Here is a 12,395-nt window from a genome sequence, read left to right on the forward strand (position 1 = left end):
CCCTGATTAATCTTCTCTCTTGACGCGATCCAAAATCTGTTCAATCGCTTCTGTCAGATCTTTAAATGTGCTTCTATATATCTCAACCGGCCCCCCATATGGATCAATAATATCTCCAGCAGCTCCGGCAAACTCTTTTAATGTGAAGGTTTTGCCCTCTGCGCCAGGAAACATGGACAGAACCGTATTTCTGTGACCGGCTGTCATCGTTAAAATATAGGTCGCCCAGTCAATTAAATCTTCACTCATACTGGATGACTGATGCTGAAGCGGAATTCCGTGCTCCTCCAGCACACTTTTCGTATTCGCGGACGCATCACTGCCGTCTGCCGCAAATACGCCAGCCGACTTCACTTCTACACCGGGAATCGATCTGCTTTTTAAAATGGCTTCTGCCATCGGGCTTCTGCACGTATTTCCCGTACAAACAAATAACACATTTGCCATAGGAACTCTCCCTCCTTTTATATCGGTTTATAACTATAAAACTTTATCCAAACTTTTCTTACATTATAAGACAATTTCCCTATAACACCTATAGCTCCCATGCAAAAAAAGAAAAAGGGCAGCCCGCACCCTTTTCATTTTTCACAAAATATTAACATTTAAACACCTGCTGCATGACCGACTTGGTATTCGACAAAATTCGAGCGGTGCCTGTCACCCTATTAAAAGCTTTACCCCAAATGCCAGGAGGATGGCGCCTCCGAGAGCTTCGCTGTAGGAGCCGATCCAGCTTTGCACTTTTCTGCCGGTGAGGAGGCCGGCCCATGTGAGGATGGTAGCACCTGCTCCGAAGAAGACGAGCACCAGGAATGTTTTAGCTCCGTAGATTCCGAGGCTTAGGCCGACTGAAAAACTATCAAGGCTGACGCTCAGTGCAAAAATCAGCAGCCCTATGCCCACCGGCGTAATTAAGCTGTCTTCCTCATCCCTGAAGCTTGACCAAATCATCTGCACGCCTAATAAAAGGAGCAGCCCCCCGCCAGCATATCCGGCAATGGCTCCAAATGTATTTGAAAGGAATCTGCCTGCTATCATTCCCAATAAAGGCATCCATACATGGAAAAGTCCAATGGTGATGCCGATTTTAGCTATTTGTCTGAGGCGGAGTTTGTACATCCCCATGCCAAGACCTACTGAAAAGGCATCCATCCCCAATGCGAATGCCATTAAAGCCAGTGTTAAAATTTCCCCGATCATTGCAGACATTTTTCCGCCTCCCTTGGACTTGCTAATTCAGCATATGCACGTCCAGGCGGATTTAGAATGCAATTTCCTTTTTATAAGAAAAGCGCAAGCGCCTTGCCCACCCCCGACAAGCACAAGACGAGCCTCCCGGAAAGGCGTTCTTTGCCTTTTTGGGAGGCTCGTCTTGTGACCTCGAGGGGGTAGGCGCTCGAGCTAGACAGTTATCGACGTTCAAATTTTATACTTTCTTATCTTACAAAACAAAAAACCGCTTCATGACGAAACGGTTTCTTTGTTATCTGATAATGACCCTGTGTCCAGCTGCTTTCATCAGGCGGTTCATGATGGCATGCCCGACGCCTTCCCCCGGAAACATCTCACAGAAAATAACATCAGCATCTGTTGTATTGAAATATCTTAACGCTTCATAGAGGGAGCTTGCCACGGTCTCAAGCTTTTCCCGCTGCCCGCAGGCATACACATAGTCAGCACGATAGAATTCCCGGTTCTCGACTGTCGTCAGAACGCCAACTGAAAGACCTTCCTGCTTCTTATCCTCAACAAATTGCTGGATATCCTCTCTTGTTCCTTCCACTAAATAAAGAGGTGCATCCGGCGCATAGTGACGGTACTTCATGCCCGGAGATTTCGGCGCCTGGCTTTCATCCGCTAACGCCGGGTCCACAATGACCTCTCCCACAACCTCTTCCAGCTGTTCTCTTGTTATGCCGCCTGGCCTTAGGATCACCGGCACTTCAGCCGTACAATCCACAACGGTTGATTCCACGCCTACACCAGTCGGACCTCCGTCCACTAATCCGGCAATTCTTCCATTCAGGTCTTCCCAGACATGGTCAGCCGTTGTCGGACTTGGCCTTCCGGACCGGTTCGCACTTGGAGCCGCAATGGGCAGTCCTGTTTTCTTCAGCAGCGACAGGGCCACCGGATGATCCGGCATTCTCACAGCCACTGTGGATAAACCTGCCGTTGCATAATAGGAAAGAACACCTTCCTTTAGATTAAAAATGAGCGTAAGCGGTCCCGGCCAAAATTGTTCCATCAGTGTCTGGGCCTTCTGTGGAATTTCCGTTACAAAGGCGTTCAGCTGCGCTTTATCAGCAATGTGGATAATCAGGGGATTATCACTTGGACGTCCTTTTGCCTCGAATATTTTTTTGACCGCTTCATCATTTTTCGCATTCCCGCCTAATCCATATACGGTTTCTGTCGGAAAAGCGACCACTTCATTATTTTTCAGCAGATCGGCAGCCTGTGAAAACTGTGAATAACTATCTTCTTTATCCACACTGTTATCCACCGACCATCTTTTTGTTATCATTGTTATCCACCTTCATAAAAAATGTTTTTTTGCCGTCAAAATTCCTATGTTTTCGACATTTTTTTGAACATTCCTTTGGAAAGTATAGTAGAAGAAGCTGGATAACTCAAGTCTTATCCACAATTTGTGTATAAATAAGACGGATTTGTGTATAACTTTGGCAAGATACCCACAATTCACATGGATAATTTCAAAAAGAAAGAGTTATCCACAGTCAGGATGTGTTTTACATGCTCTGACTTAAATAACACTTCCGGCAAGTGCGCTGTTTCTTCCTGTTTAAAGCCAAGCAGGCTGAAAAAGGCCAGCGAATTTCGTTTATTCGATGCGAGATACAATGCTTCCATGCCCCGATCCCTGGCCAGTATTAATATTTGCTCAAACAAAATAAATAAATCTTTTTCAGTTGCTGTGGATGTCATCACAAGCGATCTCAAAAGACCGATCTTGCCATGGGGTTCAATTCCCAGGGTAGCCTTAATATCCCCGGAATCATTCTCCATAATTAAAAAATATTCAATTGCTTCCTTTATCCCGTCCGTACTTAAGTTTGCCGATTCCAGAAAAGATGCCAGATTCACCACATCTGAAGCATGAGCACATCTCACCACACCTGTTTCCATTTCTTCACCCCATTTTCTTATTGTCACTCTATGAATATGAAAAAATAGACAAAGTAGAACTAGATTTTCAGAAAAGTGGAAGTGCCTTGCCGTCATCTCGCAGGGCAGGCTGCTTGTGCTGGAAAGTTATCGGCATACAATATGATTAAACAGAAAACACGGCAGCTGTCTGATGCGGCTGCCGTGTTTATATTACTATCATTTGCATTTTTTCTGCGGCAGGTTTAGTCGTTCGAGTTGCCGCCTTTTCGGCCGATTTCTTCATAGAAATCGCGGTCATGATTTTCACTGGTTGCTTCTCCGCCTTTACGTCCAATTTCCTGGTAGAATTCCTTGTCATGATTTTCAGCTGTTGCTTCTCCGCCTTTTTGGCCAATCTCCTGATAGAATTCACTATCATGATTTTCCGCTGTCGCTTCTCCACCCTTTTTGCCTATTTCCTGGTAGAAGTCCTTGTCATGATTTTCAGCTGTTGCTTCTCCGCCTTTGGAGCCAATTTCCTGATAGAATTCCTTATCATGGTTGCGGCTTGTTGCTTCTCCGCCCATGCGTCCTCTTTCCTCACGAGACATTTTATCGTTGTTGTTATTGTTGTTTTTAGCCATAATCTTTCATCTCCTTTTTTGTTTGTGTTTTGTTGCTACACTACTTTAAATATCCGTTTTTGGAAGAATCAAACGCATGAAAAGAAGATGTTATATGCTTGTCTTAATTGTAATTTGATTTCCAGTTTTTAAAATGATTCTAAAAAAAATGGTGATTGGGGTTGGGTTCGGACTCTGCGGGCGCTTTTTCTCGCTACCCAGGTTCAGACTCTGAATCCCTTTTCCCGCTACCACTGTCCGAAGCTGACTCCAGGCACACCCATTAACTCACTGTAAAAGAAAAACCCTGCTCTGCAGCAGGGCTTAACCAAAGATTTTTTCCCATATTTCTACTAAGAAGAATTTTACTTCCACTGGTTCTTCATCTTCCTCTGTATAAACAGGAGGGGTTTCTTTTTCGGAGACTTTATCAGCTGCGACTTCTTCTGCTTGTACTACTCCCTTCTTTTCTCCTTCTTCAAATCCTTCGCTTACAGCTACTCCGTTTGAGAAGTCAAGGAAGCATAGAGGAGGGAATAGCACGCACCACCAGTTCGCCCCTTTTCCTTCGCCAAGAGTGATTAAGATTGCTTCGTATTCGCCTGCAGGATATAAGAATTGTCCATATAATTTCGTCGGGAAGCTGACTTTTCCAAAGTCGGCATTTACACTCTGGTTCGACCCTTCTTCAGCTGCTACTTGTTCGGCAATCTTCTGAATCTCTGGCAATCTGGACTGAATCAGTTCGCGGGCATCTTCGATTGAAGTCAGCTCTGCCACCCATTCTGTGATTTCTGCATTTACTGCGTCCCTTACTTTTCTTTTAACCGCCTGGTCCTCTTCATTATCGCTATTGGCCAGAATGCGCAGCCTGATGGCCTCATTTGGGATTACCATCGGTTCATCAGCTGTCACTTCTGTCTGCGGTATATATAAACTTAAAATGGTTCCTAAGGATAAAATCAGTACATATAATTTCACAATCGTTTTTGTGTTCATCATTTCCGCCACCATCCCTTCACTATCCACAGTGTGGACAGGATGGCAGATTCTTAAACTATTAAAATTAATATTTTTCTAGTTTCTACTATTCGACAAAATTCGGGTGGTGCCTGTCACCCGATTTCCGCAAAAACCATCCGGTCTTTGCCGTTTATGTCGCAGAGGGTTTCTATATTGGCCTGTGGGAAAGCCTTTTGCAGGAGTGCCGAAACTGCTTCACTTTGTCCGGCTCCTACCTCGAAGCCGATGAGGGCACGGTCTTTGATGACGGCTGGCAGCTCTGTCATAAAGCGCTTGTATAGATCCAGTCCTTCTTCTCCTGCAAAGAGGGCACGATGCGGTTCGTGCTTGGTGACTACATCTGACATCCACTCGATATCCCTTTCCGGTATATACGGAGGGTTTGATAGAATGATATCAAATTTCTTTCCTTTTGAGATGAGGGGCTGGAGAAGATCTCCCTGGAAAAATTCGATCTCCGCGCCATTCTGTTCTGCATTTTTTTCAGCAAGCTCAAGGGTCGGCCCATAGATATCTGTGGCCGTGACAGTTAATTCCGGTTTTTCGAGCTTCATCGTAACAGCAATCGCTCCGCTTCCGGTGCCAATGTCCGCCATCTCAAGCCCAGTTGCGGTGCCAAACAGCTTGCTTATCTTCTGCAGAGCGTTAAAAACCAGTTCTTCTGTTTCCGGCCTTGGAATAAGGACATCTTCATTCACCTGGAAGGTGCGCCCGTAAAATTCTTCAGATCCGATGATATACTGCACAGGCTTGCCCTCTGCGTGTGCCTGCACAGCTCTCTGGAATTCAGACAGGATTTCCGGATTCAATTCTTCACGCAGATTAGCCAGAAAGCTTGCCCTGCTCATCTTCATAAAATGCTGCAATAGCAGCTCACCGGCATTCACATCACGATTTGACTTCTTTAAAAAAGAAGAAGCCCAGTTGAGGGCTTCATATACTTTCATCGTTGAATTACTCATTGGATGCACTGTCCAGCTTGGCAGATTGCTCTTCCACGATCAGCGCATCAATAACCTCATCAAGCTTGCCTTGAAGGATCTGATCAAGTTTTTGGATCGTTAATCCGATGCGGTGATCGGTTACACGGTTTTGCGGGAAGTTGTACGTACGGATACGCTCAGAGCGGTCTCCGGTACCAACTGCTGATTTACGCTGCTGGTCATATTCCGCCTGTGCTTCCTGCTGGAATTTATCATAAACACGGGCACGAAGAACCTTCATCGCTTTTTCTTTATTTTTGATCTGTGACTTTTCATCCTGGCAGGATACAACCGTACCTGTCGGCAAGTGAGTCAGACGAACAGCCGACATTGTCGTGTTAACACTCTGTCCGCCCGGTCCGCTTGAAGCAAATGTATCCACACGGATATCTTTCTCATGAATGTCGATTTCTACTTCTTCTGCTTCCGGAAGAACCGCAACCGTTGCCGTAGAAGTGTGGATGCGCCCGCCGGATTCAGTTTCCGGTACACGCTGAACACGATGTGCGCCATTTTCAAACTTAAGCTTGGAATATGCGCCATTTCCGTTGATCATGAAGATGATTTCCTTATAGCCGCCTACACCCGTAGAGCTGGCTTCAATGACATCGATCTTCCAGCCCTGCGTCTCGGCAAAGCGGCTGTACATGCGGTATAGGTCACCTGCAAATAAGGCAGCTTCATCGCCGCCGGCTGCACCGCGGATTTCCATAATAACGTTTTTATCATCATTCGGATCTTTTGGAATGAGGAGGATTTTCAGACGCGCTTCCAGGTCCTCTTTTCTATCTTCAAGCTCAGCCAGCTCTTCTTTTACCATTTCGCGCATTTCTGCATCCAGCTTCTCTTCAAGCATGGCACGCGCATCCTGATACTGCTCTTTCACTTCTTTATATTCGCGGTATGTGTCAACAGTTTCCTGAATACCGGACTGTTCTTTTGAATATTCCCGAAGCTTTTTCGGATCATTGACAATTTCCGGATCGCTCAAAAGCTCATTTAATCTTTCATAACGGTCCTCGACAGATTGAAGACGATCAAACACAGCCATTCACCTCAATTTTTTATCCAATAACCGCTGGTCTTTCCCGGCGGGGTATAGTTAATTTTATTTTACAGCCGTAACAGCTTAACATTCTAATTATAGTATAGCTGATAGTTACAGTCAAAACGATTCATGGCTTTCTTTCGTCCGGGAATTTTCTGAAAAATCATTGCGGGATCTTGCAATATCCGATATATTGGTTTTATGAAAAATAAAAACATTACACCTATCAAACGTTTGTCCCTTAGAGATGAAGTTTACGAAACACTTAAGAAAAATATTATCCAGCTTGTTTTTGAACCAGGTTCGCGCCTTCATGACAAGGAGCTTGCAGAAGACTTTGGGATCAGCCGCACTCCTGTCCGCGAAGCCCTAAAGCGGCTTGAGGATGAGGGGCTCGTTGTATCGACGCCCGGTTCATCCACCCGAGTCACACCTCTAAATGAAGAGGGTGCCAGCCACGCCTTTCCTGTGGCAGCTTCCCTGCATGCTTTAGGTGCAAGGCTTGGCGTTCCCCGCTTAATGCCAAGTGATTTTGAAAGACTTGAGGCAGCCAATAAAAAGCTGGAGGCGTCCATAAAACAACAGGATATTCTCAGTGCAGTACAAGCAGATGAAACCTTCCACGAGATTTATCTTACTGCTGCAAATAATCCCGAAATTATCTCTTCCTTAAAGAGGATTATGCCCAAAATTCAGCGTCTGGAGATTGCTCAATTTGGATCATTGAATGGGCTGGAATCTGTTGAGCAGCACAAGAGGATTATCGAAGCGAGCAGGCAAGGCCAAGAGCAGCTGGCATCCAGACTGGTGGAGGAAAACTGGCTGAGCCTTGGCGGGCTTTTAACAGGGAAATGAGGTGAACTCGTATGAAAGCTATTCTATTAGGCGTATGCTCCGCTTTCTTTTTTGCTTTCACTTTTGTATTAAACCGGGCAATGGAAATGGATGGCGGGAGCTGGCTATGGAGTGCATCGCTCCGCTATTTCTTTATGATTCCCCTCTTGGGTGCCATTGTGATATTCAGAGGAAATTTACGGCCATTATTTACTGAGATGAAAAAGGCTCCGGGCCAATGGCTGTTATGGAGCTTTATTGGCTTCGGTTTATTTTATGCTCCGTTATGTTTTGCAGCGGCCTATGGTCCCGGCTGGCTGATTGCCGGCACCTGGCAGATTACGATTATCTCCGGCTCCCTGCTTGCACCGCTGTTTTTTGTTACCTTTCAAAATGGAGATGGAACTGCGAGGGTTAGAGGAAAAATCCCCATTCGCGGTTTGATAATGAGTCTGATTATCCTTCTTGGAGTTGCTGTCATGCAAGCAGAGCACGCCTCCTCCATTTCTTGGCGGGATACGATGCTTGTCATCATTCCTCTGGTTATCGCATCCTTCGCCTACCCGTTAGGCAACCGCAAAATGATGGATGTGTGTGAGAACCGGCTGGATGCATATCAGCGTGTGCTTGGGATGACAATTGCCAGTCTTCCGTTCTGGTTCCTGCTTTCAGCAGCTGCCCTGGCAACAAGCGGAGTGCCCAGTTTCAGCCAATTCACACAATCCAGTTTAGTCGCCCTCTTTTCCGGCGTTTTTGCCACTGTATTATTCTTTGCAGCAACAGACCTCGTCCGGGGCAACATGCAAAAGCTGGGGGCTGTAGAAGCAACTCAATCTCTCGAGGTCCTGTTCGCTGTTCTTGGGGAAGTGTTGCTGCTGTCAAGCCCGCTGCCTTCCGGTATTTCGTTGACAGGGATGGCACTTGTAATCATCGGTATGGTGCTGCACAGTTATGTGACCTCGAACAAAGTCTTGTTGAAAAGAAAAGCTGCGTAAAAAAATGCCCTGGTAAGCAGGGCATTTTACGTGCGGTCTTCCTGAACCTTTACTTCAATATGATAACGGGGAAGAGCCTTGATCAGCATTTTGTGCAGTTGGGCTTGAGCATCAATTTTTTCCTGATGGGTCATATTGCCTCGCCGATAAGCTGTCACCCACATATCTTCTCCATTAACCCAGACAGCTCCAGGCCGAAATCCTTCATGTGCAGCAATCAACTTGCGGGCATGGTCGATATCATCCTGGTTATCCACGCGCTTGCCGTCAAAATTGATAAAGTTTGGATTTTGGTCTCCGCTCATCGTCCGGTCCAATGTATCATTGTCCTCCGTGCGGTCCAAATTATTATTGATGAATGATACGCCATCCCGGCTCTCATGGTCATACTCACTTTCAGTTGCTTTATTATTGGCACAGCCCGCCGTAAATGCGAGCATCAAAAGGAATATACTCAGCTTCTTCATTTCTTCCACCTCCTTTTTATAGCATGTCCGCTAGAGGGAGGAATGTGCGGTCCAAAATAAGGCAGAGCTGGGGCGGGAAGGCATTGAGTTTGATTAGGCTGAAGCCATGGTGACCATTTTTCTTAGTTTTTTGTCTGAAGTCGCTCCGGGTTCAGACAAAAATCACGAGATTTTTGCTTTTTGTGTCTGAAGTTGATCCAGATTCGGACTCAATCTACCGGATTTTTGCTTTTTGTGTCTGAAGTTGATCCAGGTTCGGACTCATTCCCGGGTTTTTCGCTTTTTGCAAAATAAAAAAACTGCCCGGAACACACCAGGGCAGAGAGATCGTTAAGTATGAATTTATGATAAAAACTCGGTTGTCTTCTGTTTTTCCAAAACATTGGGTGATTTGGGGACTTCATGATGATGGCGGCAACGCGGTTCATATGCTTCTGAGGCGCCAACTAAAATGACCGGGTCATCATATGAAGCTGGATTTCCATTGATCAGGCGCTGTGTACGGCTTGCAGGTGATCCGCAGACGGCACAGACGGCTTGAAGCTTTGTTACCAATTCTGCTATCGCCATGATGGCAGGCATTTGGCCAAACGGCTCCCCGCGGAAATCCTGGTCAAGTCCGGCAGCGATGACACGATGTCCGCTGTCAGCCAGGTGCTGAATGACTTTGACAATTTCATCATCAAAAAATTGCACTTCATCGATAGCAATCAAATCAGTTTCAGGTGTAATGTATTTAAAAATATCGGTAGACTGGGTCAGGGGTTTAGCTATGACCGAAGTTCCATTATGTGAAACGACAGCTTCATCACTATATCGGTTATCAATCTGCGGTTTGAATACAGCGATTTGCTGTTTGGCGAACTGAGCTCTGCGCACACGGCGAATCAGTTCTTCTGATTTGCCGGAGAACATGCTGCCGCAAATGACTTCCACCCATCCGTGATGATTCATAACGTACATGAACGGCCTCTCCTTCCTCGTTCTAACTAATAGAATGGCTTGTTTTTACTAATTTATGAAGAAAGGGGTCGAGCTGTTAATGTGCACTCGCACTTTCAAAACAAAAAGGTCCCTAAAAATAATTCTTCATAACCGCTTATTTTGCAATAAAAAACAGGCAAGAAAGTTAACTTGCCTGTTTTTGTTGTTTATTATTTTTGTTCTGACTTAATGCCGTATTTCTTATTGAAACGGTCAACACGTCCGCCGGCTTCAGCGAATTTTTGACGTCCAGTATAGAATGGATGGCACTCAGAGCAAGTTTCAACGCGGATCTCTTCTTGAACAGAACCGGTTTCGAACTCGTTACCGCAAGCACATTTCACCATTGCTTTTTTATAGTTAGGATGAATTCCTGATTTCATTCTTTTCATCTCCTTCCGCCCTGAATCATTCGAAACAGAGTTATATATTACGGGCAATCATGAATTGCCGTAAACTTCAAAAACACACTGTCATCATTATAACAAGTCCATGTGTTTTTTGCAATAAGCGAATTCTGCATCCTGAAATTTCCAAAATAATGTTTTTGCTTCTTATTGGTGCCCGTTGATTTCCGCTGCGGGCACTTGCTTTCCGCGGGGAGGAACAGAGCTCCTCGGCTTCGCCTGCGGGGTCTCCCGCTCCCTCTCCTCCCGCAGGACATTGAATAAGCTTCCTCGAATGAACACCGCACGAAGGAAATGCGTTAGCATTTTCGAGGATCAAGCGCCCTCCGCTCCAACCAACTCAATAGAGTAATTTAGATTACTGCAGAAACCAAATTTAACAAAAACAGCATTCCTAAAAAACGACAATTGCATCCAAATGTGATTACGAACGCTTAGCCTTCATTTCTTCTGCAAGGTTAGCGAAAAATTCTTCGTTGGATTTTGTCTGTCTTAGCTTGCGAAGCAGTTTTTCGGCGAAGTCCGGTGAATCTGACATGGACTTGCGGATTGCCCAAAGCTTGTCCAGGTGATCCTTCTGAATAAGAAGTTCCTCTTTACGCGTGCCGGAGCGGCGGATGTCGATGGCCGGGAAGATTCTTCTTTCAGCCAGTGCACGGTCAAGGTGCAGCTCCATATTGCCTGTCCCCTTGAATTCTTCGTAAATAACATCATCCATGCGCGAACCCGTGTCAACGAGTGCCGTTGCCAGAATCGTTAAGCTTCCGCCCTCTTCAATGTTCCGGGCTGCACCGAAGAAACGCTTTGGACGGTGGAATGCCGCCGGATCAATACCGCCGGAAAGGGTTCTGCCGCTTGGAGGAATAACCAGGTTATATGCTCTTGCCAGCCTTGTAATACTGTCCATTAAAATGACAACATCACGCTTATGCTCAACAAGGCGCATAGCACGTTCAAGAACGAGCTCGGCCACTTTAATATGGTTTTCCGGCACTTCATCAAACGTAGAGCTGACCACATCGCCTGCAACTGAACGCTCGATGTCTGTTACCTCTTCCGGGCGCTCGTCAATCAATAGCACGATCAGTTCTGCTTCCGGGTGGTTGGTTGTGATGCTGTTGGCTATTTCTTTTAACAGCATGGTTTTACCTGCTTTTGGAGGCGCGACAATCAGACCGCGCTGCCCGAATCCAACCGGTGCAAGCAGGTCCATAATTCTTGTAGACAGCTGTCTTGTACCTGTCTCCAATTTCATATGGCGGTTTGGATATAAAGGAGTCAGACCAGGAAAGTGAACGCGCTCTTTTGCTGATTCCGGATCATCGCCATTCACGGCTTCAACCTGCAGAAGGCCGAAATAACGCTCATTTTCTTTTGGAGGACGGACTTTCCCTGAAACTTTATCTCCGTTTCTCAAATCGAAACGGCGGATCTGGGAAGCGGAAATATAAATATCCTCAGAGCTTGGTGAATAGTTGATTGGACGAAGGAAACCGAATCCTTCTGACTGAATGATCTCCAGGACACCTTCCATGAAGAAGTAGCCTTCCTGTTCTGCTCTTGCTTTCAGGATGGCAAAAATTAATTCTTTTTTCGATAACTTGCTGTAATAAGAAACTTTATATTCACGGGCAAGTTCATAAAGCTCTTTAAGCTTCATATTTTCTAAACTTGAAATGTTTAAACCCATTTTTACACCACACTTTTGAAATTTTCAATCATTTCCTCCATATGCAGCTGTTCAAATTATTGGACTTTATATGAAAGGAAAGGGAAAGATACTTTGAGGCACTGAAAATAGCTGAAGAATCTATCATTATGTTCTTAATTAAAGGTTTCGAGGAATGGAACGGTTTGCTGTCCGTTTTCGGTTAAAATTTTGAGGTATCCTATTCCATGAAAAACAATCTCTATTTT

General features: G+C 45.4%; 14 protein-coding genes. 2 read left to right on the forward strand and 12 right to left on the reverse strand.

Annotated features, from left to right (window positions below; translation table 11 throughout):
- Positions 1 to 6: 6 nt before the first annotated feature.
- The 8 genes from PBF_RS05180 to prfA form a co-directional block, all read right to left on the reverse strand.
- Entirely contained in the window at positions 7 to 447 is a 441-nt protein-coding gene (locus PBF_RS05180; RefSeq protein ID WP_035327964.1) for a low molecular weight protein arginine phosphatase, read from the reverse strand.
- A 213-nt stretch (positions 448 to 660) separates the two neighbouring features.
- A complete protein-coding gene (locus PBF_RS05185; protein ID WP_035327968.1) occupies positions 661 to 1,212 on the reverse strand; it encodes a manganese efflux pump MntP family protein in 552 nt (183 codons plus the stop codon).
- A 274-nt stretch (positions 1,213 to 1,486) separates the two neighbouring features.
- On the reverse strand, positions 1,487 to 2,530 hold the full coding sequence (locus PBF_RS05190) for an L-threonylcarbamoyladenylate synthase (protein ID WP_035327970.1): 1,044 nt from the start codon (positions 2,528 to 2,530) through the stop codon (positions 1,487 to 1,489).
- Between the two features lie 176 nt (positions 2,531 to 2,706).
- Complete coding sequence (locus PBF_RS05195) at positions 2,707 to 3,153, reverse strand: hypothetical protein (protein ID WP_035327972.1); 447 nt, start codon at positions 3,151 to 3,153, stop codon at positions 2,707 to 2,709.
- A 224-nt stretch (positions 3,154 to 3,377) separates the two neighbouring features.
- The gene (locus tag PBF_RS05200; protein WP_035327974.1) at positions 3,378 to 3,758 is read right to left on the reverse strand and encodes a KGG domain-containing protein; all 381 of its coding nucleotides are present in this window, start codon (positions 3,756 to 3,758) and stop codon (positions 3,378 to 3,380) included.
- A gap of 303 nt (positions 3,759 to 4,061) precedes the next feature.
- On the reverse strand, positions 4,062 to 4,736 hold the full coding sequence (gene spoIIR, locus PBF_RS05205; protein ID WP_235192208.1) for a stage II sporulation protein R: 675 nt from the start codon (positions 4,734 to 4,736) through the stop codon (positions 4,062 to 4,064).
- Between the two features lie 116 nt (positions 4,737 to 4,852).
- Positions 4,853 to 5,707 carry a peptide chain release factor N(5)-glutamine methyltransferase gene (prmC, locus tag PBF_RS05210; RefSeq protein ID WP_035328388.1) on the reverse strand — a complete coding sequence of 285 codons (855 nt, stop codon included), beginning with the start codon at positions 5,705 to 5,707 and terminating at the stop codon, positions 4,853 to 4,855.
- Between the two features lie 7 nt (positions 5,708 to 5,714).
- Positions 5,715 to 6,788: a peptide chain release factor 1 gene (prfA, locus tag PBF_RS05215; protein ID WP_035327978.1), complete on the reverse strand. Its 1,074-nt coding sequence runs from the start codon at positions 6,786 to 6,788 to the stop codon at positions 5,715 to 5,717.
- Positions 6,789 to 6,992: 204 nt separating this feature from the next.
- On the opposite strand from prfA, the gene PBF_RS05220 reads away from it, so the two are divergent.
- Together PBF_RS05220 and PBF_RS05225 are read left to right on the forward strand one after the other, a co-directional pair.
- Positions 6,993 to 7,646, forward strand: coding sequence for a GntR family transcriptional regulator (locus PBF_RS05220; protein WP_035327980.1), 654 nt, complete (start codon positions 6,993 to 6,995; stop codon positions 7,644 to 7,646).
- A gap of 11 nt (positions 7,647 to 7,657) precedes the next feature.
- Positions 7,658 to 8,620 (forward strand): DMT family transporter, encoded by a 963-nt coding sequence (locus PBF_RS05225; protein WP_035327982.1) that lies wholly within the window; start codon positions 7,658 to 7,660, stop codon positions 8,618 to 8,620.
- 26 nt (positions 8,621 to 8,646) lie between these two features.
- On the opposite strand, the gene PBF_RS05230 is transcribed toward PBF_RS05225, so the two are convergent.
- The 4 genes from PBF_RS05230 to rho all read right to left on the reverse strand — a co-directional run bounded on the left by PBF_RS05230 (position 8,647) and on the right by rho (position 12,168).
- Entirely contained in the window at positions 8,647 to 9,087 is a 441-nt protein-coding gene (locus PBF_RS05230; RefSeq protein ID WP_035327983.1) for a hypothetical protein, read from the reverse strand.
- A 342-nt stretch (positions 9,088 to 9,429) separates the two neighbouring features.
- Positions 9,430 to 10,050, reverse strand: a complete 621-nt coding sequence (locus tag PBF_RS05235) for a thymidine kinase (RefSeq protein WP_035327985.1) — start codon at positions 10,048 to 10,050, stop codon at positions 9,430 to 9,432.
- Between the two features lie 191 nt (positions 10,051 to 10,241).
- Complete coding sequence (rpmE, locus tag PBF_RS05240) at positions 10,242 to 10,454, reverse strand: 50S ribosomal protein L31 (protein WP_009332279.1); 213 nt, start codon at positions 10,452 to 10,454, stop codon at positions 10,242 to 10,244.
- 448 nt (positions 10,455 to 10,902) lie between these two features.
- Positions 10,903 to 12,168, reverse strand: coding sequence for a transcription termination factor Rho (gene rho / locus PBF_RS05250; RefSeq protein WP_035327990.1), 1,266 nt, complete (start codon positions 12,166 to 12,168; stop codon positions 10,903 to 10,905).
- Between the last annotated feature and the right edge of the window lie 227 nt (positions 12,169 to 12,395).

Origin of the sequence: Cytobacillus firmus DS1, from assembly GCF_000565285.1 — a bacterium.
Lineage (GTDB): Bacteria > Bacillota > Bacilli > Bacillales > Cytobacillaceae > Cytobacillus > Cytobacillus firmus_A.